The organism is Streptomyces sp. NPDC031445, assembly GCF_055581365.1.
On sequence record NZ_JBVIJO010000015.1, the window covers coordinates 151,470 to 175,079 of the forward strand.

General features: G+C 73.3%; 20 protein-coding genes and 1 pseudogene. 16 read left to right on the forward strand and 5 right to left on the reverse strand.

Features of this window, described 5'->3' with window-relative positions; all coding sequences use genetic code 11:
- Positions 1 to 9 precede the first annotated feature (9 nt).
- A complete protein-coding gene (locus ACZ5DC_RS33170; RefSeq protein WP_468658922.1) occupies positions 10 to 1,233 on the reverse strand; it encodes a glycoside hydrolase family 3 N-terminal domain-containing protein in 1,224 nt (407 codons plus the stop codon).
- A 545-nt stretch (positions 1,234 to 1,778) separates the two neighbouring features.
- Between ACZ5DC_RS33170 and ACZ5DC_RS33175 the strand changes: the two genes are divergently transcribed.
- The 3 genes from ACZ5DC_RS33175 (at position 1,779) to ACZ5DC_RS33185 (ending at position 5,011) form a co-directional block, all read left to right on the forward strand.
- The gene (locus ACZ5DC_RS33175) at positions 1,779 to 3,140 is read left to right on the forward strand and encodes a sugar transferase (RefSeq protein WP_468659112.1); all 1,362 of its coding nucleotides are present in this window, start codon (positions 1,779 to 1,781) and stop codon (positions 3,138 to 3,140) included.
- Positions 3,141 to 3,245: 105 nt separating this feature from the next.
- Positions 3,246 to 3,803: a DapH/DapD/GlmU-related protein gene (locus tag ACZ5DC_RS33180; RefSeq protein WP_468658924.1), complete on the forward strand. Its 558-nt coding sequence runs from the start codon at positions 3,246 to 3,248 to the stop codon at positions 3,801 to 3,803.
- On the forward strand, positions 3,800 to 5,011 hold the full coding sequence (locus tag ACZ5DC_RS33185; protein WP_468658926.1) for a glycosyltransferase family 4 protein: 1,212 nt from the start codon (positions 3,800 to 3,802) through the stop codon (positions 5,009 to 5,011). Before ACZ5DC_RS33180 ends, ACZ5DC_RS33185 begins: the two co-directional genes overlap by 4 nt.
- Before the next feature lie 151 nt (positions 5,012 to 5,162).
- On the opposite strand, the gene ACZ5DC_RS33190 is transcribed toward ACZ5DC_RS33185, so the two are convergent.
- Both ACZ5DC_RS33190 and ACZ5DC_RS33195 read right to left on the reverse strand, forming a co-directional pair.
- Entirely contained in the window at positions 5,163 to 6,359 is a 1,197-nt protein-coding gene (locus tag ACZ5DC_RS33190; RefSeq protein WP_468658928.1) for a glycosyltransferase family 4 protein, read from the reverse strand.
- 29 nt (positions 6,360 to 6,388) lie between these two features.
- A complete protein-coding gene (locus ACZ5DC_RS33195) occupies positions 6,389 to 7,369 on the reverse strand; it encodes an NAD-dependent epimerase/dehydratase family protein (RefSeq protein WP_468658930.1) in 981 nt (326 codons plus the stop codon).
- Positions 7,370 to 7,631: 262 nt separating this feature from the next.
- On the opposite strand from ACZ5DC_RS33195, the gene ACZ5DC_RS33200 reads away from it, so the two are divergent.
- From ACZ5DC_RS33200 to ACZ5DC_RS33220, 5 genes and pseudogenes are all read left to right on the forward strand, one after another.
- Positions 7,632 to 9,101, forward strand: coding sequence for a hypothetical protein (locus ACZ5DC_RS33200; RefSeq protein WP_468658932.1), 1,470 nt, complete (start codon positions 7,632 to 7,634; stop codon positions 9,099 to 9,101).
- Positions 9,098 to 10,681: a hypothetical protein gene (locus ACZ5DC_RS33205; RefSeq protein WP_468658934.1), complete on the forward strand. Its 1,584-nt coding sequence runs from the start codon at positions 9,098 to 9,100 to the stop codon at positions 10,679 to 10,681. The genes ACZ5DC_RS33200 and ACZ5DC_RS33205 overlap by 4 nt, the downstream gene beginning before the upstream one ends.
- Positions 10,678 to 12,213 carry a lipopolysaccharide biosynthesis protein gene (locus ACZ5DC_RS33210; protein ID WP_468658936.1) on the forward strand — a complete coding sequence of 512 codons (1,536 nt, stop codon included), beginning with the start codon at positions 10,678 to 10,680 and terminating at the stop codon, positions 12,211 to 12,213. Before ACZ5DC_RS33205 ends, ACZ5DC_RS33210 begins: the two co-directional genes overlap by 4 nt.
- 87 nt (positions 12,214 to 12,300) lie before the next feature.
- On the forward strand, positions 12,301 to 13,842 hold the full coding sequence (locus ACZ5DC_RS33215) for a fibronectin type III domain-containing protein (protein ID WP_468658938.1): 1,542 nt from the start codon (positions 12,301 to 12,303) through the stop codon (positions 13,840 to 13,842).
- A pseudogene (locus ACZ5DC_RS33220) lies at positions 13,839 to 14,276 on the forward strand (FAD synthase family protein); the annotation flags it as partial. The gene ACZ5DC_RS33215 and the pseudogene ACZ5DC_RS33220, both read left to right, overlap by 4 nt.
- Here ACZ5DC_RS33220 and ACZ5DC_RS33225 read toward each other — a convergent pair.
- Positions 14,277 to 14,978: a CDP-alcohol phosphatidyltransferase family protein gene (locus ACZ5DC_RS33225; protein ID WP_366753548.1), complete on the reverse strand. Its 702-nt coding sequence runs from the start codon at positions 14,976 to 14,978 to the stop codon at positions 14,277 to 14,279. It abuts the pseudogene before it with no gap.
- 53 nt (positions 14,979 to 15,031) lie between these two features.
- Here ACZ5DC_RS33225 and ACZ5DC_RS33230 point away from each other — a divergent pair, with 53 nt between their 5' ends.
- The 7 genes from ACZ5DC_RS33230 (at position 15,032) to pqqE (ending at position 21,383) form a co-directional block, all read left to right on the forward strand.
- Positions 15,032 to 16,558, forward strand: coding sequence for a glycosyl hydrolase family 28-related protein (locus tag ACZ5DC_RS33230; protein ID WP_468658941.1), 1,527 nt, complete (start codon positions 15,032 to 15,034; stop codon positions 16,556 to 16,558).
- Between the two features lie 390 nt (positions 16,559 to 16,948).
- Positions 16,949 to 18,028, forward strand: coding sequence for a PQQ-dependent sugar dehydrogenase (locus tag ACZ5DC_RS33235; protein ID WP_468658943.1), 1,080 nt, complete (start codon positions 16,949 to 16,951; stop codon positions 18,026 to 18,028).
- Positions 18,029 to 18,096: 68 nt separating this feature from the next.
- Positions 18,097 to 18,234, forward strand: a complete 138-nt coding sequence (gene pqqA, locus ACZ5DC_RS33240; protein WP_014669248.1) for a pyrroloquinoline quinone precursor peptide PqqA — start codon at positions 18,097 to 18,099, stop codon at positions 18,232 to 18,234.
- 8 nt (positions 18,235 to 18,242) lie between these two features.
- The gene (gene pqqB, locus ACZ5DC_RS33245) at positions 18,243 to 19,157 is read left to right on the forward strand and encodes a pyrroloquinoline quinone biosynthesis protein PqqB (protein WP_468658946.1); all 915 of its coding nucleotides are present in this window, start codon (positions 18,243 to 18,245) and stop codon (positions 19,155 to 19,157) included.
- Complete coding sequence (pqqC, locus tag ACZ5DC_RS33250) at positions 19,154 to 19,918, forward strand: pyrroloquinoline-quinone synthase PqqC (RefSeq protein WP_468658948.1); 765 nt, start codon at positions 19,154 to 19,156, stop codon at positions 19,916 to 19,918. The genes pqqB and pqqC overlap by 4 nt, the downstream gene beginning before the upstream one ends.
- On the forward strand, positions 19,918 to 20,187 hold the full coding sequence (pqqD, locus tag ACZ5DC_RS33255; RefSeq protein WP_468658950.1) for a pyrroloquinoline quinone biosynthesis peptide chaperone PqqD: 270 nt from the start codon (positions 19,918 to 19,920) through the stop codon (positions 20,185 to 20,187). The genes pqqC and pqqD overlap by 1 nt, the downstream gene beginning before the upstream one ends.
- Positions 20,184 to 21,383, forward strand: coding sequence for a pyrroloquinoline quinone biosynthesis protein PqqE (gene pqqE, locus ACZ5DC_RS33260; RefSeq protein ID WP_468658952.1), 1,200 nt, complete (start codon positions 20,184 to 20,186; stop codon positions 21,381 to 21,383). Before pqqD ends, pqqE begins: the two co-directional genes overlap by 4 nt.
- A 73-nt stretch (positions 21,384 to 21,456) precedes the next feature.
- Here pqqE and ACZ5DC_RS33265 read toward each other — a convergent pair whose 3' ends face one another.
- Positions 21,457 to 22,293 carry an alpha/beta fold hydrolase gene (locus ACZ5DC_RS33265; RefSeq protein ID WP_468659114.1) on the reverse strand — a complete coding sequence of 279 codons (837 nt, stop codon included), beginning with the start codon at positions 22,291 to 22,293 and terminating at the stop codon, positions 21,457 to 21,459.
- Positions 22,294 to 22,590: 297 nt separating this feature from the next.
- Between ACZ5DC_RS33265 and ACZ5DC_RS33270 the strand changes: the two genes are divergently transcribed.
- Complete coding sequence (locus ACZ5DC_RS33270; RefSeq protein ID WP_468658954.1) at positions 22,591 to 23,598, forward strand: hypothetical protein; 1,008 nt, start codon at positions 22,591 to 22,593, stop codon at positions 23,596 to 23,598.
- Positions 23,599 to 23,610: the final 12 nt, after the last annotated feature.

Below are 23,610 nucleotides of genomic sequence, written 5' to 3' on the forward strand. Positions count from 1 at the left end.
TGGGAGGGTTCAGCCGCAGCTGAGGAGGCCGGCGGCGGACTTGGCGGCGAGGATGCGGTGCACGCTGTCCGCGACATCGGCGCGGAACGCGGCGTCGGTCTTCATGCGGGCACTGACCGCCTGCGCCATCGCCGGTACGGTGGACGCCTTCACGGTGAGGATCATGTTGCCGCCCGCCGCGAGGAAGTTGACGGCCCGCTGGCCCGGGGTGAACGACTTCACGGCGACGGCCTGTCCGAGGTCGTCCGAGATGACGACGCCCTTGAAGCCGAGCTGGGTGCGCAGCAGCTTGCGGATGACCGTCGGCGAGAAGGCCGCGATGTGGTGTGCGTCGATCTTCGTGTAGGTGGCCGAGGACATCATCACGAACGGCGCCCCGGACTTGATGCCGGACCGGAAGGGGCCGAGGTAGGAACTGGACGTCGTCGTCACCGAGTCCACGACGTTCGCGGTGGTGTCGGTGTTGCCGGTCACCCGGCCGAGACCGGGGAAGTGCTTGAGCGTCGTCATGACATGGGCCTGCTTGAACCCCTCGGCGAAGGCACCGCTGTGCGAGGCGACGACCTCGGGGGTGTGGCCGAACTCGCGGTTGTAGCGGCCGATGGGCGCGTTGCGCGTGCCGAGGCTGGCCGGCACCGTGTCCGCGACGGGGGCGAGGTTGAGGTTCAGCCCGGCGGACTTCAACTGCGTCGCCCAGCCCGCGGCCCGGCTGCGCAGCGTCGACGTCGACCAGGTGCCCTGGGTGAGCGCGGCCGGCATGGTGGAGAACCCGGGGCCGCTCAGCACCTGGACCTGGCCGCCTTCCTGGTCCGTGGAGACCATCAGGCCCACGCGCCGGCCGGACACCGTGTCCGCCTGGCCCCGGAAGCCGTCGACCACCTTGCGCGTCGCCGTGGTGCCGGCGCTGCTGCGCCCGGTCAGCATGACGGAGCCGACATGGTAGTCACGCAGCGTACGCAGGTCGGTCGCGCTGGGGTGCGCGGCGTTCACCCCGCCCATGAAGAGCTGGCCTATGCGCTGTGCCTGGGTCATACCCGTGTAGACGCGGTCGGCGCAGGTGGTGGCGACGGCCCCTGGACCCGGGCCGGCGACGGCGCGGACCGGCTGGACGGTATGCGCCTGGGCGGCGGGTTCGCCGACGGCGACCGCGGTCAGCAGCATGGTGACGAGCGGGATGCCGGTGCGCAGAGCCGCCGAACGGCCCCTTCCGCGCCGGCGGACACGTGCTGTCATGGATGGCGCTCCTGTCTCGGACGATGGGCGGGCAGGGAATCGGTGGCCCGCTGTTCCTGTACGGCGGGGGCAGACCGCTCCGCCGCGCGCCCCCGCTCCCACACGCTACGCCGCACGGCCGTGAGATGCGCGCCTTGCCTGCCACAACCCCATGAACAGGCCCTCGGAGGCCGCGCCTCCGTCTTGAGGAGAGGGCGCGGGTGCCTCGTGGGAGGGGGGCGGGTGCCTCCTGGGAGCAGGCGCCCCCGGAGGGACGCCTGGCGCAGCCAGGAGGGCGGCGCACTGCGATGCGCACTGGTCTAGACCGAAGGCAGTAAGCAAATCGGACATGGATGACTATTGCTTGATATAAAGATCACGTGAAGGCGCGACCGGTCCCGGGGGGGGACCGCGGCCGCGCCGGTTGTCTGGGATTGGAGCTCCTAAGGAGACGCATGCGGCCCTTCAGAATCGCGGCAACCCGACAGACCCCGGTCTCCGTGCCGCGTCGGCCGGCCCATCCGGAAGGCACCCACGCACACTGGTACGGTCCCCTGTCCGTCTGTGTGGATCTGGCCGGCGCCGCACTGCCGGTGACGGCGGCGATCGTGGAGGTCCACGAGCCCCACCCCCTGCGGCTCGCGGCCGTCGCCGCCCTGCTGTGGCCGCTGATCAGAGTGCTCGGCAAGCGGTACACACCCTCCGCCTGGGGTGACGGCGGCGGCCTGGGAGCCGTCCTGCGGGACTGGCTGCTGCTGGTCGGCGCGCTGGCGACGCTGCGCGTGCTGTGCGGGCTGGACAGCGTGCCGGCCGAAGCCTTCACCGCGCTGATCCCCGCCCTGGTCCTCACCGCGGCCTGCCACAAGGTGATCCACCGTCACCTCCTGGCCGCCCGCCGCAACGGCCGCGCGCTGCGTCACGTCCTGGTGGTCGGGGAGGGCCCCACGATCGACGCGGTGGTCGGTCAACTGGCCCAGCGCACCGACCACGAGTACGCGATCGTCGGCTGCTGCCCGGTCGGGGAGGACGAGGTGCTCTCCGGTGTCCCCGTGTACGCGCGGCTGCCCCGCGAGGCGCCCGGGACCCCCGGTGAGGACGCCGCCACGGTGCTCGGGGCGGCCGACGAACTCTTTGCCGACCTGGTCTTCGTCGTGACGGGCCCGCACCTGTCGGGCGAGCGGCTGCGCCGGCTGTCCTGGTCGATGCACGACCGGGACTGCCCGATCGTCGTGCTGCCCGGCATCGTCGAGGTCGCCCGTCGGCGGGTCCGGCTCACCTCGGCGTCCGGACTCACCCTGCTGCACATCTCGCCGCCGCTGCGCCGTGGCGTGCCGGCCCTGCTGAAGGCCGCCGTCGACCGCGTGGGCGCGCTGCTGCTGATCGTGCTGTTCTCGCCGCTGCTGCTCCTGCTGGCGCTGGCCGTGCGGCTCGGCTCCCCCGGCCCCGCCCTCTACCGCCAGATCCGGGTCGGGCAGGACAACACGCCGTTCCCCATGTGGAAGTTCCGCACGATGGTGGTCGACGCGGACCGCCTCAAGGACGAGCTGGAGGCGGCGAACGAGAACGACGGCCACATGTTCAAGATGCGCCGCGACCCCCGGGTCACCCCCGTGGGACGCGTCCTGCGCCGCTACTCGCTGGACGAGCTGCCCCAGCTGTTCAACGTCCTCCTCGGCCACATGTCCCTGGTCGGCCCGCGCCCCCCGGTGCCGGAAGAGGTCGTCAAGTACGACCCGGTGGAGATGCGCCGGCTGCACGTCAAGCCGGGGCTGACCGGCCTGTGGCAGGTGAGCGGACGGTCGGACCTGTCCTGGCACGAGACGGTCTCGCTCGATCTGCGCTACGTCGACAACTGGTCCCCCTCCATGGACATGAACGTGATGGCCCGCACCGTTCGCGCGGTGCTGAACGGCCAGGGCGCCTACTGAAGTTCGTCCATCCGGGCAGCCCTGCCGCCAACACGCGCCGATCGCTTCGCCGGAACCGGCGGCGGACCGGCAAGGTACCGGGAAGGAACCGGGAGGAGCACCGTCATGGCGCAGACCGCAGCCGCCCCGCACCGGCCCGTCGTCGAGCGATCCCTGCGCGGCTTCACCGGCGCGGGTTACGACAAGGGACGCCCCCTGCTCGTCCAGGCCGCCTGGTTCGCCGTCCTGCACCTGGTCTTCGTCAAGTGGTGGTGCCCCGACCGCTGGCGCCCGGTGCTGCTGCGCGCCTTCGGCGCCCGGGTCGGACAGCGGGTGCTGATCCGGCACGGGGTGCGGGTGCACTGGCCGTGGAAGCTGGAGGTCGGCGACGACGTGTGGATCGGCGAGGAGGCGTGGATCCTCAACCTCGAACCCGTCACGATCGGCAGCGACTGCTGCGTCTCCCAGGGCGCTTTGCTGTGCACGGGCAGCCATCGCGCCCGTTCCGCCACGTTCGAGTTCGACAACGGCCCCGTCCGGCTGGAGCCGGGCAGCTGGGTCGCGGCCCGTGCCGTCGTCCTGCGCGGTGTCACGGTCGGCCGGGGCGCGGTGGTGGGCGCCGGCGCCGTCGCCCACCGGGACGTGGCGCCCGGCGAGGTCCTGACGAAGGGACGCACGGCATGAGACTGCTCCACGTGGTCACGCTCCTCAGCGACGACGGTGCCTTCGGCGGTCCGCCGAGCGTCGCCGTCGCCCAGGCGCGGGAGCTGGCCGCGCGCGGGCACGACGTCGCGCTGATGTCGCTGTGGCGGGGCGCCGGCCGCGCGCCGGAGCGCGTGGGCACGGTCCGGCTGCGCTCCCGCCCGGCCCGGACGCTGCTGCCGGGACGGGGTTTCATCGGTCTGCTGCACCCCCTCCTCGTCCGCGATCTGTGGCGGGCCATGGGCGGCGCCGAGGTCGTGCACGTGCACGCGGGGCGCGACCTGGTCTCCCTGTGCGCCCTCGCCGTCGCCGCCCTGCGCCGCGTGCCGTGTGTGGCGCAGACGCACGGCATGGTCGAGCCGCGCACGGCGCTGCCCGTCCGGCTGTTCGACCTGCTGTACCTGCCGTTGCTGCGCCGGGCGCGCGCCTGCTGCGTGCTGACCGAGCAGGAACGCGGGCTGGTGGCGCGGGTGCTGGGGCCGGACGGTCCGCCGCTGCGCATCCTGCCCAACGGCATCGAGCCGGGCCCGCCCGAACCGGCGCCGCGTCGGCCGCGCGAGCCGCATGTGCTGTTCCTGGCCCGGCTGCATCCCCGCAAGCGTCCCGAGGCCTTCGTGGAGATGGCCGCGCTGGTCCACGAGGAGGTGCCCGAGGCCCGCTTCACGCTGTACGGCCCGGACGACGGATCGCTGCCCGCGGTGCGCCGGCTCATCGAGGAGGGGCCCGCCGGCGTGGTCCGCTACGGCGGCGCGCTCGACCCCTCCGAGGCGCGCGAGGCGTACCGTACGGCGGCCGTCCATGTGCTGGCGAGCGTGAACGAGCCGTTCGGGATGACGGTCATCGAGGCGCTGGCCGCCGGTACGCCCGTGGTCTGCACGGACACCTGCGGCATCGCCGACGAGCTGGCCCGCCGTGGCGCCGCCCTCGTCACCGACGGCAGCCCCGGGGCGATGGCGGCGGCGGTCCGCCGGCTGCTCGGTGACCCGGAGCTGTGCGCCCGGATGGCGCAAGCCGGCCGCCGCGTGGTCGAGGACGTCTACTCCATCGGCGCCGTGGTGGACCGGCTGGAGGAGATCTACCTGGGCGGCCGCCGGAACGAGCCGGCCGGCCGGGGCGGCACGCACGGCGCGGCACGCCCGGCCGCCGGCCACCCCCCACAGCGGCCGGCCACGCCCACCCCGCTCAACTGACCGGGGCCCACCGGCCCCACCGCCGCCCGGCAGGCGCCTACCACCGGGGTCGCTCGGACCCGGCGCTGCCGGCCCCGGGTCCGCCCTGACGGCGCGCTCGCGCGCGGGCCTCCCGCCGCCGGTTCACGGACGCGGCGCCGGGAGGCTTCGGTCAGGGCCGGCGGGCGCCGCTCGCGCGCAGGATGGCCTCGAAGCGGGAGGCGCAGTCCTCCAGGGCGAACTCCCGCTCGGCCAGGGCGCGGCTCTCCTTGCCCAGCCGCTCGGCGCGGGCCGGGTCGGACAGCACCTCCCGGACCCAGGTGGCCGCGGCGTCCAGTGCGGACTCCCGCGGGGGGAAGACCGCCGACCCGGCCTGCCGGAGCAGCCGCGCGGCGAGGTTGTCGGCGGGCATCAGGCCGAGCACCGGCCGCCCGGCGCACAGGTAGGACAGCGTCTTGGACGGGACCGAGAACTGTCCCGCCCCCGGGTCGAGCAGGACGACGAGGACGTCACCCGTGCCCAGCACCTCGGGCAGCCGCTCGTACGGCTGGAACGGCAGCAGGGTGAGGTCGACGCCCCGCGCCGCGGCGGCGTCCCTGAGGACGGGTACGGCAGGGCCGTCGTTGACGACGACGAGACGCACCGGGCTGCCCTGTTCGCGCAGTCGCTCGGCGAGCCGTACCAGCAGCTCCGGGTCGTGCTTCAGTCCGAGCGTGCCGGAGTACAGCACCGTCCGCACGCCGTCCAGGCCGTGCTGTGCCGACCAGCCGTTGGCCCGTGCCACCGGGACGATCTCGTCGAGCGGCGCCCAGTTGGGGATGACGGTGACCTTGTCCGCGGTGCCCCACTCCTCGTGGACCCGTACGAACGAGTCGGCGATCACCACGACGGCCGCGGCCTGCCGCGCCGACCACTTCTCGCCCGCCCCGAACACCTTCGCCGCCAGGCCCATCGACCTGGCGACGTCGGCGGCGGCGAAGCTCTTCAGCGCCACCGCGGTCACGTCCTGGTGCCACAGCACCCAGGGGATGCGCAGCCGCTTCAGGACGGCCGCGGTCACCACCAGGACCGGGATCGGCAGATTGGACAGCAGGGCCACGTCGGGTTTCTCGCGGTGGACCTGCCGGGCCAGTTCGAGCCCCAGCCGGGTCTCCTGGCCGAGCCGGCGGACGTAGGCCTCCTTGCGCAGCCTGACCCCGTCCCCGATGGTGGCGAAGCGCAGTCCCGCCGTGGACCCGGCGAGGTCGCCCTTGCCGGAGACGTAGGCCGTGCACGTCGAGTGGACGACCTGGTGACCGCGGCGCGCCAGCTCCCGGCTCAGCTGGGCCTGGAACGGGTGGCCGCTGTAGTCGTGGACGAGGATCCTCATCGTGCCGCCTCCCCGCGACGCGTCCGGCGTCACTGGTGGGAGCGCTTGACCTGGTCGTAGACCCATGCGTAGGTCTGTTCCAGCCCGTCGGCCAGGGAGACCGACGGCTCCCAGCCGTAGATCTCGCGGATCAGGGTGTTGTCGGAGTTGCGCCCGCGCACGCCCTGGGGCGCGTCAAGCCGGTGGCTGCGCTCGCAGCGGATGCCGGCGATCCGCTCGACGACGTCGACGAGCTGGTTGATGGTCACCAGCTCCGAGGAGCCGAGGTTGACCGGTTCGCCGCTGTCCCCCTCCATGATCATCTGGGTGCCGTGGAGGCAGTCGTCGATGTACATGAAGGAGCGGGTCTGCAGGCCGTCGCCCCAGATCTCGATCCGGTGGTCGCCGGAGAGCACCGCCTCGGCCACCTTGCGGCACACCGCGGCGGGGGCCTTCTCCCGGCCGCCGGCCCAGGTGCCGTGGGGGCCGTAGACGTTGTGGTAGCGGGCGACGCGGGTGGTGAACCCGTAGTCCTCCGTGTAGTGGCGGCACATGCGCTCGGAGAAGAGCTTCTCCCAGCCGTAGCCGTCCTCGGGCTGCGCCGGGTAGGCGTCCTCCTCGCGGAGCGCGGTGACGTCCGGGTCGGTCTGCCTTGCGGCGGCGTAGACGCAGGCGGAGGAGGAGTAGAAGTAGCGCTCCACCCCGGCCTCGTGGGCGGCCTGGAGCATGTGGGTGCTGGTCAGCACCGACATCATGCAGGCGGCCTTGTTGTTCTCGATGAAGCCCATGCCGCCCATATCGGCGGCCAGCATGTACACGTGCCGCGCGTCCCGGACGCCCGCGCGCGCGTTCTCCGGGAGCGACAGGTCGGCGATCACGTTCTCCGCGGCGTCGTGGACCTGGTACCACTCGTGCCGGGGCTTGATGTCGATGGAGCGGACGGTCAGCCCCTGGGCCAGGAGGGAGCCCACGAGATGGCCTCCGATGAATCCCCCGCCACCGGCAACGACGACGTCGACCTGCTTGCCCATGGGCAACTCCTTTGTCCGAAGATCGGATGACCTGGTGCGATAAAGGAATGCACATTTGTCAGGATTTGCCGTAAATGGCACGCCGACCTGTCCCCCGCGTCACCCGATGACGGCGCCGTGCGGACGGCCGCGCGCGGCTCCCGGGTTCGCGCGCGCCTGTACGGCTTCATGAAGTATGGGCGTTATAACCCTGTTGATGAGCTTTCAGGGGAAATACCCGACTGGTGAAGACCTTCGGTGGCGCGAGGCCCCCGTCCGCAGCGTGGCCGCGGTCTCCCTGTGGGCCGTGGCGCTGCTGGTCCTGCTGCCGGGGCTGGTCCTCCAGTCGGACGGCGCGCACCCGTCGGTCCCGCTCGCCGCCCAGGCCGTGGTGCTGGGACACACCGGCGTGGCCCTCGTCCGTGTGCTGACCGCGACGACGGTGCGGCTCACCGCCCTCGGCTTCTGGGTCTTCGCCTACGTCTGGCTCGGCCTCGCGCCCCTGGCACAGCTCGCCACCGACACCTACCCCTGGGCCTACCGGACCGGCCAGGCAACCGCCCTCACGGCCGTGGCCGTCGTCGAACTCGGGCTCCTCGCCCACAGTGCGGGAGCCGCCGTCGCCGTCCGCCGGGAGCGCACCCGTACGGCCGGACCCGCCGCCTGCCCACCGGGGCCGGTGGAACGGCTGCTGTCCCGCCGCCTCGCACCCTGGCGCCTGCTGTCGCTGTGCGGGCTCGCCCTCGTTCTGGCGGCGCTGCTCGTCCCCGGCCAGCCGGGCGGCGTCGGCGCCTACTTCACGAGCCGTCAGGCGCTGCGCGAGGCGGGCGTCGCCGACGGTTCGAACGACGCGTTCCTCGCGGCCGTGCGCAGCTGGTCCCTGTCCGTGCCCGCGTTCTGGGCGCTGCTGGGGCTGCTGCACGTACCGCGCGCGCCCGGCGGCGACCGTCTGCTGCGCGGTGTCCGCCGGCTGCTGCTGCCGCTGCTCCTCGCCCTCAACGCCGTCGTCAACAACCCCGTCAGCAAACCGCGGTTCTGGTTCGGCACGGTCCTGCTGACCCTGCTGTTCGCCGTGCCCCGGCTGAGCCGGCCCCGCGCCTTCCGCGTCATCGCCGCCACGCTCATGGCGACCGTGCTGCTGCTCTTCCCGTACAGCGACTACTTCCGCTACAGCGACCGGGAGCGGTTCGCCGTGGTCTCCCTGTCCGCACAGTTCACCACCAACGGCGACTACGACGCCTTCCAGCAGGTGCAGACCGGCATCGACATGGCGCGGGACCGGGGGTTCTCACCACAGGACGCGCTGGGGCCCGTGCTGTTCCCGGTCCCGCGCTCGGTGTGGCCGGACAAGCCGGGGGACACCGGCATCACCCTGGCCCAGTACGCCGGCTACGACTTCCTCAACCTCTCCGCCCCCCTGTGGATCGAGAGCTACCTGTGGGCCGGCCCGCCCGCCGTGGCCGCCGTGTTCTTCCTGCTCGGCGCCGCCGGACGGCGCATGGACGACGTACGCCACCGGCTCCGCGACCGGGCCGGCACCCTCGCCGCGTTCCTGGTCCCGGCGTTCGGCATCTACCAGATCGTCTTCCTGCGCGGCAGCCTGCTGGGGATCGTCGGCCCGCTGACGCTGCTGGTGACCGTTCCGCTGCTCGTCACCACCCCCGCCGCCCGCGCGGCCCGGCTCGTCCCGTCGGCGCCGCCGACCGCACCCACCCGACCCGCACAGCTCCCCGGAACAGGAGGGCACCCGTGACCGGCCCCATCCACCTCTACGACCGGTACGACGAGCCGGACCAGCTACGCGACCAGCTGCGCCGGCTCCTGCGCCACCGTGCCGTCATCGCCCTCGGGATCGTCCTGGGGCTGCTCGGCGGCGCCGCCCTGGCCCTCTCCCGCGCCCACACCTACACCTCCACCAGCGAAGTCCTCGTACGCTCCACCGCCGACCCCTTCGGCACGGTCAGCGTGGCCGCCGACAACCAGGTCAGCATGGGCACCGAGCAGCAGATCGCCGCCAGCACCGCGGTCGCCGTCCGTGCGGCACGCCTCCTGGGCCAGGCCGACCGCAAGGCGAACGCGCTGGAGGACGCCCTGCGGATCACCAACCAGGCCAAGTCCCAGGTGCTGCGCTTCGAGTTCACCGCCCGCACCCCGGGGCGCGCGGCGCGCGGCGCCAACGCCTTCGCCGAGGCCTACCTGGCCGACCGCAAGGCCCGTAACCAGGCCGCCGCCCGGCGGGCCACCCAGGGCGTGGAGCAGCAGATCAAGAGGGTGGAGGCCGCGCAGAAGCAGGGGGCCGAGGACGACGACACCGCCAAGGCCCTGCAGAGCCAGCTGGACGCCCTGCGCAAGCGCGTCGTCGACATCAACTCCCGCGACACCGAAGGAGGCGACGTCGTCCGCCGCGGTGAGCCGCCCGCCCGGCCCTCGGCGCCCGGCTGGCCGGCCCTGCTCGCGCTCGGGCTGGCGGGCGGACTGGCCCTCGGCATCCTGCTGGCCTGGCTGCGCTCCGCCCTGGACCCCCGGGTCCGGTCGGCCGACGAGGCCCGGGCCGCGCTGCGCACCCCGGTGCTCGGCCTGCTGCCCCCCGGGCACGGCGAGGACGACGACCTGCTCGCGGTCGGCCGCCGGGGCGGTGACCGGGCCGAGGCCCTGCGCGCCCTGGCCTACCGGCTGCGCGGCACCGGCCTGCGCACCGGCACCGGCCGGCTCCTCGTCGTCTCCCCCCGGCGCGGCGCCGCCACCGAGGAGGTCGCCGTGAACCTGGCCGCGGCCCTCGCCGAGTGCGGCGACGAGGTGCTGCTCGTGGACGCCGACCCCGGCACGGCCGCCCTCACGGCCCGGCTGCCGCTGCTGCCGGACGACGCCCGCACGTCCGGGGACGCCTCCTCGCGGCCCGACGGCAGCCGCCTCGTCGACGCCGGGACCGCCGGGCGGTTCGCCTGCTGCGCCGGCGGTACCGGCTCGCCCGACCGCACGGGCGGGCCCGCCGCCGTCCACCGGCTGCCGGCCGGGTCCGGCTCCCGCACCACGGTCGTCGTCGCCCGGCCGCTCCTGGAGCACGCCGACGCGCTGGCCCTCGCGCAGCGCGTCGACGGCGTCCTGCTGGTCGCCGGTCTGGGCACCACCCGGCGCGACGACCTCAGGCGGGCGCACGAGCTGGTCGAGTGCTCCGGCGGGACCCTCCTCGGCACCGTGCTCGACGCCGGCCGCCGGCGCGGACGCCTGCGTGCCGTGCTGCGCCGCCGCCCCGCGCGCCCGGAGGCGGAGACCGCCGCCCCGGTCGTGGAGCTGCCGGCGCAGGACGACACGCTCTCGGTCACCCGCGGATGACCGCCCCGGACGCGCCCGCCGCCCCCGCCGCCCCCGCCGCCGGGAGCGTCGCCGCCGCCGCGCGGGGCGGGTGGTGGGGTATGGCGGGTTCCGCGACGAACGCCGTCTTCGCCTTCGTCTTCGTCGGCCTGCTCACCCGCGCCCTCGGGGCGCAGGGCGCGGGCGCGGTCTTCACGGGCGTGGCCCTGTTCACCATCCTCGGCAACACCTGCAAGCTCGGCGCCGACAGCGGGCTCGTCCGGCTGGTCTCGCGGGACATCGCGGTGGGCGGCGGGCGCTCGGTGGGCGGCCTGCTGCGCGCGGCCGTCGTACCCGCGGCCGTGGCCAGTACGGCGGCCGCCCTGGTCCTCCTGCTGTGCCCGGCGGTGGCCACCACGCTGCTGCCGCACCTGCCGCCGGCCGACGCGGTCGCCCTCGTCCGGCTCTTCGGGCTGTTCCTGCCCGTCGCCACCGTCGGACTGGTCCTGCTCGGCGCCACCCAGGGCCATGGCACCGTGGTGCCGTTCGTCGGAGTGGAGCAGGTCGGCAAACCGGTGCTGCGCGTGCTGATCGCCGTACCGGTGGCCGCCTGCGTGCCGGGCCTGCTGCCGCTGGCCGCGGCCTGGCTGCTGCCCGCGCTGGCCGGCACCCTGACCGCCTGGCCCGCCCTGCGTCGCTGCCGGGCCCTGCGCGGCACCACGCGGCCGGCCGTGCGCGGGGCCGTTCCCTGGCGTACCTTCTGGAGCTTCGCGGCACCCCGCGCGATCTCGTCCGTCTTCGACATCAGCGCGGTCTGGGTCGGGGTCATCCTGCTGTCCGCGCTGGCCACCGGCGCCGAGGCGGGCGTCTACACCGCCATCGGCCGCGTCGTCACCGCGGGCACCCTGCTGCAACTGGCCGTGCGGCTCGCCGTGGCGCCCCAGATCAGCAGGCTGCTCGCCGTCGAGCAGGTCGCCGAGGCGCGCCATCTGCACCGGGTCTCGACCTGCTGGATCGTGCTCTTCTCCTGGCCGCTGTTCGTCCTCATCGCCGCCTTCCCGCGGACGGTGCTGTCGGTCTTCGGCCCGGAGTTCGTCCGCGGGGCGCCCGCCCTGGTCGTGCTGTGCCTGGCCTCGATGGTCAACGTGGCGGTCGGCAACGCCCAGACCGTGCTGCTGATGTCCGGCCGCAGCTCCTGGCACCTGGCCGTCACCGCGCTGGCGTTCACGGTGCAGTTGACGGTCGGCCTGCTCGCCGTGCCGCGGTGGGGCGTCGTCGGGGCCGCCGTGTCCTGGGGCGCGGCGATCGTGGTGGAGAACCTCTCGGCCGCGCTGCTCATCCGGCTGCGCCTCGGCTTCACGACCGTGGACCGGGGCTACACCACCGCCCTCGGGACCGGACTGGCCGTCTCGGTGGTGCTGGCCGCCGCGCGCGCACTGGGAGGTGACACCACGTCAGGACTCGCCGCCGGGATGACGTTGGGATTGTGTGCCTTTGGTACTACTTTGTGGTGGTATCGCAGGCCGCTGGGAGTGAGTGAGCTGGTCGGAGTCCTGCGCCGTCGCGCCGCATGAGCCCGGGCAAGGGTGTGCGGTCCGGGTGCGGCGGGCCCCGCGTCATTCCCCGCGTGTCGCCCACACCACTGCCATCCGGGGTGTCCTTTGCGCCTGAGAAACCTGCCGTCGAGGGCGGCCACCCGTGCTGTCGCCGCCACGCTCCTGTGCTCCGCCGCCCTGCTCCAGCCCGCTCTCGCCACGGCCGGCGGCGAACCCAGGCCGTCCTTCACCGCCGATCCGCTGACCACGTGGCAGACGAACGGCATCGTCTGGTCGCTGGCCTCCGCACACGGTGTCGTCTACGTCGGGGGAACCTTCGACGCCGTGCGGCCGCCCGGCGCCGCGCCGGGCGAACGGGAGGTCCCGCGCCGCAACTTCGCCGCGTTCGACGCGGTGACCGGCGCCCTGCTGCCGTGCGCGCCGTCGTTCACCGGGGGCGAGGGAACCGTCCGCGCGCTCAGGACCTCGCCCGACGGCCGGGTGCTGTACGTGGGCGGCTCCTTCAGCCATGTCGGGTCCACCGGCGTGGCCAGCGCCGTCGCCCTGGACACGGCCGACTGCTCCCTGCGCGGGGACTTCCGCCCGGCGGTGTCCGCGACCGTCCGGGCGATCGACGTCACCGACCGGACGGTCTACCTCGGCGGTGACTTCCGGCAGGTCGACGGCCGGACCCGCAAGCGCGTCGCCGCCCTCACCCCCGAGGGCGGCCTGCGCCCGTTCCGGGCCGACGTGGACGCTCCGGTGCGCGCGCTGTCGGTGGCGCCCTCGCACGAGAAGATCTACGCGGGCGGTGACTTCGACTGGGTCAACGGCCGGTGGGCCCACTCGCTGGTCGCCCTGGACGCCACCAGCGGGGCGACCGAGCGCACCTTCCCGGACTGGCTGCCGCCCCGGTCGTCGGTGAAGTCGATCGCCCAGGACGGCAGCCGGTTCTACGTGGGTGCCGAGGGCCACGGCGAGGGCGTCTTCGACGGCCGTATCGCCGGCCGGCTCGACAACGACCGGATGGTGTGGAAGGACACCTGCCACGGCGCCACCCAGGCCGTCCTGCCATACCAGGGCGTCCTGTACAGCGCCTCGCACGCGCACGACTGCCATGAGACTCCGGGCGGGTTCCCCGAGCGGCGCGACCGGCAGCACCTGCTGGCCCAGTCGCCCGCCGACAGCACGATCCTGCACTGGTTCCCCGACACCGACGAGGGGACGGGGGAGCAGATCGGACCCCGGGCCCTGACGGTCGCCCGGGGCGTCCTCTGGGTGGGCGGCGAGTTCACCGAGGTCAACGGCGAGCCCCAGCAGGCCCTCACCCGTTTCGGGGCGGGCCCCGACACCGGGGCGCCGGACGTGCCCGCGCTCTCGCTCGCCGCCCGGCGTCCCGGACAGGTCACCCTGCGCTGGAAGGCCTCGTGGGACCGGGACGACGCGTCACTCACCTACCGGCTCTACCGGGACGGCCGGCTGGTCTCCCGGCAGCAGCAGTCGTCCACCTACTGGAACCGCCCGCTGATGAGCTACACCGACTCCGTGGGCGCCGGCACCCGCCACGAGTACCGGATCGAGGTGACGGACGGCACGAACACCTCGCGCAAGTCGCCGCCGTTGCAGGTGTCCGTGCCTGTGGGAGCGGGGGGTGACTCGGCGAAGTGACCCGCATCGGATTCGCGCCCGGCGTCTACGACCTGTTCCACATCGGGCACCTCAACATCCTGCGCGAGGCGCGCCGGCACTGCGACCGCCTGGTCGCCGGGGTCACCTCGGACGACCTGGTGGTCCGCCTCAAGGGCAGACCGCCGGTCGTCCCGCTCGCCGAGCGCCTGGAGATCGTCCGCGGCCTGCGCTGCGTCGACGTGGCCGTCGTCGAGTCGGAGGAGGACAAACTGGAGACGTGGAAGCGGGTCGGCTTCCACGTCATCTTCAAGGGCGACGACTGGCGCGGAACGCCCAAGTGGAACGAGCTGGAGCGGCGTTTCGCGAAGGTAGGCGTCGAAGTCGCCTACTTCCCCTACACCCTGCACACCTCCAGCACCCTCCTGCGCGGCGCGCTGGAACTGCTCTCCCGGAGCGGGCCGCCGGAGATCCCCTCAGCGCAGCTCGCGGAACCACTTGACCAGGAAGGCGGCCATGAACAGGAGGTGGGCCAGCAGCAGGGTGCAGTAGACGGAAAGGAAGACGTGCTGGCTGCCCAGGAATAGGAAGCTGAGGCAGGTCACGCCGTAGTCGACGGGCAGGAGCAGCAGGGACCGCAGCGCCGGCGCGGGCTCCGCCGGCGCCGGGGCCGCCGTCCGCCGCTTGAGCTGCTCGGTCAGGATGCCGGCGAAGAAGATCACCACGGCCGCCAGCTCGAACAGCATCGGGGCCAGCAGGAAGGCGGGGTCGGGCAGCGAGAAGAACCGGTAGAAGGACACCAGGACGACCAGGTGCACCGTGACCAGCTTGACGCAGTCCAGCACATGGTCCAGCCACTCGCCGGACGGGCTCCCGGAACGCTGTGTGCGGGCGAGCTGCCCGTCCGCCGCGTCGAGCGCGAACCCGACGGCCAGGGCCGCGCAGACGCAGACCGACAGCCCCGGGCCGGGTCGCACCAGGGCCACGGCGGCCAGGGCCGGAAAGGTGAACAGGGCGCCGAGCACCGTCAGCTGATTGGGGGTCGCGCCGACCCGGTAGGCCAGGGCCGCAAGGACGCGGCCGGCCGGACGGTTGACGAACAGGGTGTAGACCGACACCCCCCTCGCGGGCTTCTGTGCCGCCGACATGTGCCTGAGCACCTCGATGAACCCGGTCATTCAGCTCCTTATTGCCTGGAAAGAAGGGGATTATGACAGAAGGGGATGGATCGATGTCCCGTGTCAGCCGTCGGCGGCTTCTGCGTGGCGGCGCCTCGGTGCTGGCCGCGACGGCCCTGTCGACCCGCGGCGCCTCCGCCGCCCCGCGCCCCTCCGCCGACGACACCGTGGTCAACGTGGTCGACCTGGGCGCGGTGGGCGACGGGCGGACCGACGACACCGAGGCGTTCGAGATCGCCTACACGTTCGCCGCCGCACGGGTCACCGAGGGCGTCGGGCGCGTGGTGATCGAGATCCCCGCCGGCGAGTTCCTGATCACCCGTCCGCACGCGCTGCTCAACGGTGTCGCCCCCCCGCGGCCCGCGAGCGGCCTGCGGTTCTCCGGCGCAGGCAGGCGCATGACGAGTCTCGTCTTCCGCCCCGCCACCGGCCCCGGCTCCTGCCTCTGCCGCAACCAGGACGTGTGGTCCAACCTCTCCTTCGAGCGCATGCGGTTCCGGTCGGCCACCCCGGGCGCCTCCTTCTTCGACTCGTACTCGACCGGACAGGCGCAGGACTACCGGTTCTCCGAGTGCGAGTGGATGGGGGAATGGGAGTACGGGCTCGTCCTGAGCGGCACGGACACCAACTCGGAGATGCGGTGGGAGGCGTGCCGCGTCGGCGGCCGCTACCGCCGGGCGTTTCTCTACTCGGGGCTGACGCGGAACGGGCAGCAGGAGCCGAACGACCAGGACCAGTTCCTGAACTACTGGTTCACCGACATGAAGGTCGAGTACGAGTGGGGCAACTTCCTGGAGTTCCCCTACGGCGGCTCCATCGCCTGCCGGGGCGGCTCGTACATCATCACGGACAGGCGCCCGCAGAGCACCCCCGAGTACGGCACCACCAGCACGTTCTTCCGCTTCCCGGTGGCCCGGCACCACGACTCCGTGCAGCGGTTCCACGCCCAGGACATCCGTTTCGAGGTGCGCAACCCCGACGTGGTCGTCATCGACTGCGCGTGGAACGGCGGCACGGTCCACTTCGACGACTGCGACGACACCGGTCTCGCCTTCAAGGACTTCTCCGCCGAAGTCCGCCCGCACCGCTACACCGTGGGCCCGCGCGGGCCGCTGATCCGCTACGACTCCTGCCAGCTGGTGGGCCGTCACGAGTACCGGCCGGCCGCCCCGCCGGACACCCTCCCGGTCCTCGCCCGCTACGACATGTGCCTGCTCCGCAGCCACACGGCACACGACTTCGCGGTCACCGGCGGCACGGGGCAGGCGCCCTTCGTGCGGTTCGTGGACTGCGTCGACGCGGGCGGGACGGCCGGCTCGCCCGTGTCCACCCCCTCCACCCCGCCTGGCCCGGCCGCCCCGCCCCCGTGCCTGGCGCCGAGCCCGAGCCCGAGTTCCAGCCCGAGCCCGGGTCCTAACCCCGCGCCGGCGCCCGAGCCGGGTCCCGCCACGGCCCCCTCGCCGCAGCCGGCGACGGCCCCCGGGCCCGCTCCCGCGACGACTCCCGGCACCCCCGGCACCCCGACGCCGTACGACACCGCTCAGGCGGGCTGCCCCTCCCCGCGGCAGGATCCCCCCTGACCGGGTGTACTCCGTCCGCGCCCATCCGGGCAGCGTGGGTCACCCGAGGGAGGGACTTCACGGCGCCGGTCACCGGCGGCGGACGTGCCGGCGCGCAAGCTCACTGGTATCCGCAGTCCCGACGCCGGGAAACGCCCGTCAGCACGACGGGCCGGTCCCGGTGGCCATTCGCTTCAGGGGGCGCCTGAAACTCCGGAAGGAAGTCGTTGCCACGCTCCGGCCCACGCCCTGTCCACCGGGTCCGCCGCGACGCGGCGCAGCGATGAGCACCCCCCTCGTATCGCAGTCGACCGCCTCGTTCCGTCCGGAACCACGCGGTCGCGCCACGACATGAAAGGCATCAGGATGTCACGCTTGGCGCATGCGGCGCTGCATCGGGTCCGTCCGGGCATGGCCGCGCTCACCGCTGTCGCCGCCGTCACCACACTCGGCGTGTCCGGGGCGCCCGCGACGGCCGGTGAAGGCCCCGCCGGCCCGCGCGCGGGTGGCGCACCGTCGGGGATCAGCAAGCTCACGGGCGAACTGACCACGCCCTGGGGCATCTCGTTCCTCCGGGGCCGCGACGCGGCGCTGGTGACGGAACGCGACACCGCCGTGGTCTGGAAGGTCGCCCTGGACGGCGCCAAGAAGAAGGTCGGCACGGTCCCGAACGCGGTGTGGCACGAGCAGACGCAGGACAAGGGCGGTCTGCTGGGTGTCGCCACGTCCCCGACCTGGAACGGGACCACCGACAGGGACGTGTTCTTCATGGAGACCACGGCCAAGGACAACCGTGTGGTCAAGATGAGGTTCGACGGCACCAGGCTGAGCCACTACACCCCCATCCTGACCGGCATCGTCCGGGACACCCAGCACAACGGCGGGCAGATCGCCTTCGGGCCCGACGGATACCTGTACGTCGCCACCGGTGACGCCCAGAAGAGCGAGCTGGCGCAGGACAAGAAGTCGCTCAACGGCAAGATCCTGCGGATCACCAAGAACGGTGCCGCGGCCCCCGGCAACCCGTTCGGGACGCGCGTCTACAGCTACGGTCACCGCAATCCCCAGGGGCTGGCCTGGGACCGCGCCGGCCGGCTGTGGTCGACCGAGATCGGCGCGGAGGCCTGGGACGAGCTCAACCTCGTCAAGCCGGGCCGGAACTACGGCTGGCCCACCTGCGAGGGCGCCTGCCGCGCCGGGGGGATGACCAACCCGAAGATGGTCTGGAAGCCCGAAGAGGGAGGCGTGCCCGCCCAGATCGCGATCGTCAACAACGCGATCTACGCGTCCACGCTGAGCGGCCACCGGCTGTGGCGGGTGCCGATCGACTCCACCGGCCAGGACGTCGGACGGGCGACGGCCTACTACAAGAACGCCTACGGCCGGTTGCGGGCCCTGGTCAAGGTCCCCGGCGCGGACCAGCTGTGGATGGGCACCAGCGACCGCGGCACCGACAAGGACCTGATCCTCAAGGTGACCATCAAGCAGTGACGGCCCACTGAAGGCTCCCTCCCGACCGGGGAGGGCAACACCCCCTCGCAGAAAGGAAGGTACGCACCATGACCGAAGCCGTCGAGCAGGTCGAGCAGCCCGCCCGCACGACCGAGGAGATCGACCGGACCGCCTGGCAGACCCCCGGATACGTGGTCGTCGACACCGCGCTGGAGGTCACCGCCTACTCCCTCAGCGTCCGCTAGCCGCCGGCATGCTGCTGCAGGTTCTCGGTACCGCGGCCGGCGGCGGCATCCCCCAGTGGAACTGCGCGTGCCCCGGGTGCTCCGGGGCACGCGCCCACCCCGGGCGGCGCCGCCGACACGCCTCGCTGGCCGTCCGCGCCGACGAGGGTTGCTGGTACCTCGTCAACGCGACCCCCGACATCGGCGACCAGATCGAGGCCCACCCGGTCCTCCACCCCGGGCCCCGGCCCCGGCAGACGCCGGTCGCCGGAGTCGTGCTCACCGACGCCGAACTCGACCACACGCTGGGGATCGGACGGCTGCGCGAGGCGGACCGCCTGGAGATCCTCGCCACCGCCCCGGTCCGCGAGGCCGTCGAGGGCCGGCTCCGCCTCGGCCCTGTCCTCGCCCCGTACACCGATCTGACCTGGCGGGAGCTGCGGTGCCGGGGGGCACAGCCGCTGCACGCCGACACGGGCCTGCCGGCCGGATCCGGCCTGCGGATCAGCGCCGTACCCGTCTCCGGCAAGCGCCCCCGCTACGCCGCCGACGCCCCCGGTGACGACGCCTGGGTCGTCGCGCTGCGCCTGTACGACCCCGTCACCGGCGGCACCGCCCTGTACGCTCCGGCCGTGGCCGCCTGGTCCGACGAGCTGCACCGCGTCGCCGCCGAGGCCGACTGCGTCATCGTCGACGGCACCTTCTGGGACGACGAGGAGCCGCGCCGCACCGGCATCTCCCCCCGCACCGCGACGGGCATGGGGCACCTGCCCGTCGACGGACCGGGCGGCACCGCCGGCATCCTCGCCACGCTGCCCGCCCGCTGCCTCTACACCCACCTCAACAACACGAACCCCCTCGTCGACCCCGCCGCGCCGCAGCACAAGCGGCTCGCCCGGCTGGGCCTCGGGGTGGCCGAAGACGGAATGGTGATCGAGCTGTGACCACGACACTCGCCCCGCCGGTGAAGCCCTGGAGCCGCGCCGAGTTCGAGGACCGCCTGCGCGCGGTGGGCCAGGACCGCTACCACGACCGCCACCCCTTCAACGTCCGCATGCACGAGGGCGACCTCAGTGCGGACGAGGTGCGCTGCTGGATCACCAACCGCTTCCACTACCAGCGCCACATCCCGGTCAAGGACGCGCTGATCATCGCGAAGCTGGACTCGTCGCGGCTGCGGCGCATGTGGCTGCGGCGGATCGAGGACCACGACGGACGCGGCGAGGGCGAGGGCGGCATCGAGCGCTGGCTGCGGCTCGGCGAGGCGGCCGGCGTGGACCGCGAGGTGCTGTTGTCGGGCGGGACCGTGCTGCCGGGCGTCCGGCTGGCCGTGGAGGGCTACGTCACCTTCTGCCGCCTGCGCTCCACCCTGGAGGCCGTCGCCGCCTCGCTCACCGAGCTGACCGCTCCCGGTCTGATGCGCCGGCGCATCGAGGCGTTCGAGCGCCACTATCCCTGGATCGCGCCGGACGGGCTCGCCTACTTCCGCGCCCGCGTCGACCAGGGCCGGCGCGACAGTGCCGAGGCGCTGGACCTCGTGCTGGAGTGGGCCCGGACCCGCGAGGAGCAGGAGAAGGCCGTGGCCGCGCTCTCCTTCAAGTGCGATGTGCTGTGGTCCCTGCTCGACGCCGTACAGCAGTACGCGGGCATGCCGGGGCAGGGCGAGCGGGCGCACGGCCGGGACAGCGCGCTGGAGCGGGTGTGATGCCGCGGACCGCGGAGCAGTGGTGCCCGGCGCTCGCCCCCGCGCTGATGCTGCGGCACGACGCCGTGCGCGGCACGGACCTGCTGGTCCTGCCGGAACGCGTGGTCGTCCTCGAAGGGCACGGCGGGATGGTCGTCGGCCTGTGCGACGGCACCCGCACCGTGCCGGGGATCGTCGGCGAGCTGGCCGAGCGCTTCCCCGGAGCGCCGGTGGCCGCCACCGTCCCCGCCTTCCTCGACAGTCTGCGGCAGGAGGGCTGGCTGACGTGACCGTCCCCGTGAACCCCGCGTCCGGCGCGGCGCCCGCGCCGCCCTGGGCCCTGCTCGCCGAGCTGACCCACGCCTGCCCGCTGCACTGCCCGTACTGCTCCAACCCACTGGAACTGGCCCGTCGTTCCACCGAGTTGAGCACCGACGAGTGGACGGACGTGCTGCGTCAGGCCGGTGAGCTGGGCGTCGTGCACACGCACCTGTCCGGCGGTGAGCCGCTGCTGCGCCCGGACCTGGAGCGGATCGTCGCCGCCGCCGAGGCCGCCGGGATCTACACGCAGCTGGTGACGAGCGGGACCGGGCTGGACGAGGCCCGGCTCGCCGCCCTCACCGGGGCCGGGCTGCGCAGCGTCCAGCTGTCCGTACAGCACGCCGACGCGGGGGCCAACGACCGCATCGCCGGGCGTCCCGCCTCCTTCGCCGCGAAGGAACGGGCCGCGGCGCTCGTGCGCCGGGCCGGGGTGCCGCTCGGCCTGAACGTGGTGCTGCACCGCGACAACCTGGACGCCGTCGACGCCGTCATCGCGCTCGGCGTGGCCTGGGGCGCGGACCGCATCGAGCTGGCCAACGCGCAGTTCTACGGCTGGGGCCTGCTCAACCGGGCCGCGCTGCTGCCCACCCGCGACCAGCTGGCCCGCGCCCGGGAGACCGTGGAGCGCCGCCGGGAGGAACTCGCCGGGCGGATCGACCTGGTGTGGGTCGTCCCCGACTACTTCGACGGCGTGGCCAAGCCCTGCATGGGCGGCTGGGGGGCGGTCTCGCTCACCGTCGCGCCGGACGGGACCGTGCTGCCCTGCCCGGCGGCCGCCTCCCTGCCGGACCTCGACCCGCCCAACGTCCGCGACCACCGGCTCGCCTGGATCTGGGAGCGGTCCCCGGCCTTCGACCGCTTCCGCGGCACCGACTGGATGACGGGCCCCTGCCGGGGCTGTCCCCGTCAGGAGGAGGACTTCGGCGGCTGCCGCTGCCAGGCGTTCGCCCTCACCGGCGACGCCGCGCGCACCGACCCGGCGTGCGCGCTCTCCCCCGACCACCACCTCGTCCGGGACCCGGCCGACGCCGACCGGACCGAGGCACCGCCGTACGTCTACCGCCGGCCCGGAGCGGTCCCCGCACCGGCCCCGGCCCCGGCGCCGGCCCCGGCACCCGCCGCCGTCACCGCCGACGGACCGAAGGGCGGGAACCAGGGCCGCTGATGGAGCGGTTGCGACGCGGGTGGCCACCGGGCGCCCTCGCCGCCCCGGCCGTCGGCCGGGGCGGCGACTGGCGTCACTTCGCCAGGAAGGCGAGCAGCGCGGTGTTGACCTCCTCCGCGTGAGTCCACAGCAGACCGTGCGGGGCGCCCTCGATCTCCACGTAGTCGGCGGACGGCAGGGCCTTGTGGAAGGGCCGGGCGGTGCCCTCGACGGGCAGGATCCGGTCGCCGGTGCCGTGCAGGATCAGGGCCGGCACGTCGATGGCCGGGATGTCGGCGCGGAAGTCGGTGTACCAGGTGGACGGCGCGGCGGCGGCGGCGAAGAACCCGCCGCTCGCGGCGACGTTCCAGCTGTTGCGCACGGCCTCCTCGCTGATCCGGGTGCCGAGGTTCTCGTCCAGGTTGTAGAAGTCCTTGTAGAAGTCCGTGTAGTAGGCGTAGCGGTCCGCCTTGACGGCCGCGACGACGCCGTCGAAGAACTCCTTCGGGGCGACCCCGTCGGGGTTGTCGTCGCTCTTGAGCAGGCAGGGCTCCAGCGAGGCCAGGAAGGCGACCTTGGCGACCCGGGCGGAACCGTAGGCGGACACGTACCGGGCGACCTCGCCCGTGCCCATGGAGAAGCCGACCAGTACGGCGTCCCGCAGATCGAGCGTCTCCATCACGGTGTTCAGATCGGCCGCGAAGGTGTCGTAGTCGTACCCGGTCGTGGGCTGGCTGGACTGCCCGAAGCCTCGGCGGTCGTAGGTGATCACGCGGTAGCCGGCGTCCAGCAGCACGGCGCTCTGCCGCTCCCAGGAGTGGCCGTCGAGCGGGAAGCCGTGGATGAGGACGACGGGCTGCCCGCTGCCGTGGTCCTCGTAATACAGGTCGATGGTGGTGGAGTTCTCCTGGCCCACGGTGATGTACGGCACGGTCTCATGTCCTTCGCTGGGAGTGGCTTGCGCGGTCATGCTAGGGCGGTGGACGCGGCCGTCTGTTGTCGGCGAGCGCACTGCTTCTTGTCTGTCAGTGCCAGGACGCGCGGGGTTCCCGGCGGCGCCTCCGCCTCCGCGACGGGCCGTACAACCCTGTGGGCGGGTTGTGAGTCTTCTGTTCGATCACATGGTGATCGGAGCAACGAGGAGACCATCATCAACGCCATACGCAAGACCCTGACCGCCACCGCCGTCGTCGGTGCCGTCCTCGCGGGTTCCGCCGCCTGCGGAACGGTGGAGCAGCTGTCCGCCGGCAGGAAGCTCGACCGGGCCTTCGAGGAGCTGGGCAAGAAGAACAGGCTCTCCTTCGAGCTCGACGTGGACGCCGACGCCGCGACCCTGAAGGCGCTGGACGCCGAGTCCGACCCCGCGCCCGGTGAGGAGATCCCGGACGAGGCCGCCGAGCTGATCAGCGGCGCGAAGATCACGGTGACCGTGGAGTCGAAGAAACCGCTCGCCGAGTCCGGCGAGAAGGACCTCGTCGGCACGGCCATGAAGGTCAGCACCCCGGACGGCGACCTCGCCGAGTACCGGGTGATCGGCGACTACACCTACATCCGCGCCGACATGGACGCCATGGGCAAGATGTCGGGCAGCCCCGTACCGTCCGCGGACGACCTGCCGCCGGGGGCCGGGCCGTTCAAGGCCGTCCTCGAGGGCAAGTGGGTGAAGTTCAGCACCAAGGAGATGGACAAGGCCGCCGCCGAGGGCGGGGAGGGCGACGGCGGCCCCGCTCCCGCGCCGTCCCTGGACGCCAGGACGCAGAAGAAGCTGGTGCGGGCGCTCCGCGAGGTCGTCGCCCGTGAGGTGCGCTTCAAGACGGCCGGCGGCGGGGACGGCACCGAGCACGTCACCGCGACGGCGCCCTTCCGCACGCTGGTCACCGAACTGTTCGGCGAGCTGCGGCCGCTGGCGAAGGACCTGCCGCCGGGCATGGAGCTGCCGACGGACAAGGACCTGAAGGACGCGCCCAACGCCAGGGTGACGGCGGACTTCACCCTCAGGCACGGAGAGTTGTCCCAGGTGGACGTGGACCTCGCCAAGCTGGCCGGGACCGCCAGGGTCAAGAAGCTGGGCCTGACGCTGCGGCTGGGCGAGGGCACCAGGCCCACCGCTCCGGCCGGTGCCACCAAGCTGGACCTGGGCGACCTGATGAGCGGCTTCCTCGGCGGCCCGCCGGTCGACGGCGCCGGCATCGACACGAGCGGTCTCGGCCAGGACTTCCCGGGCGAGGACTTCTGACAGGAGGACCCC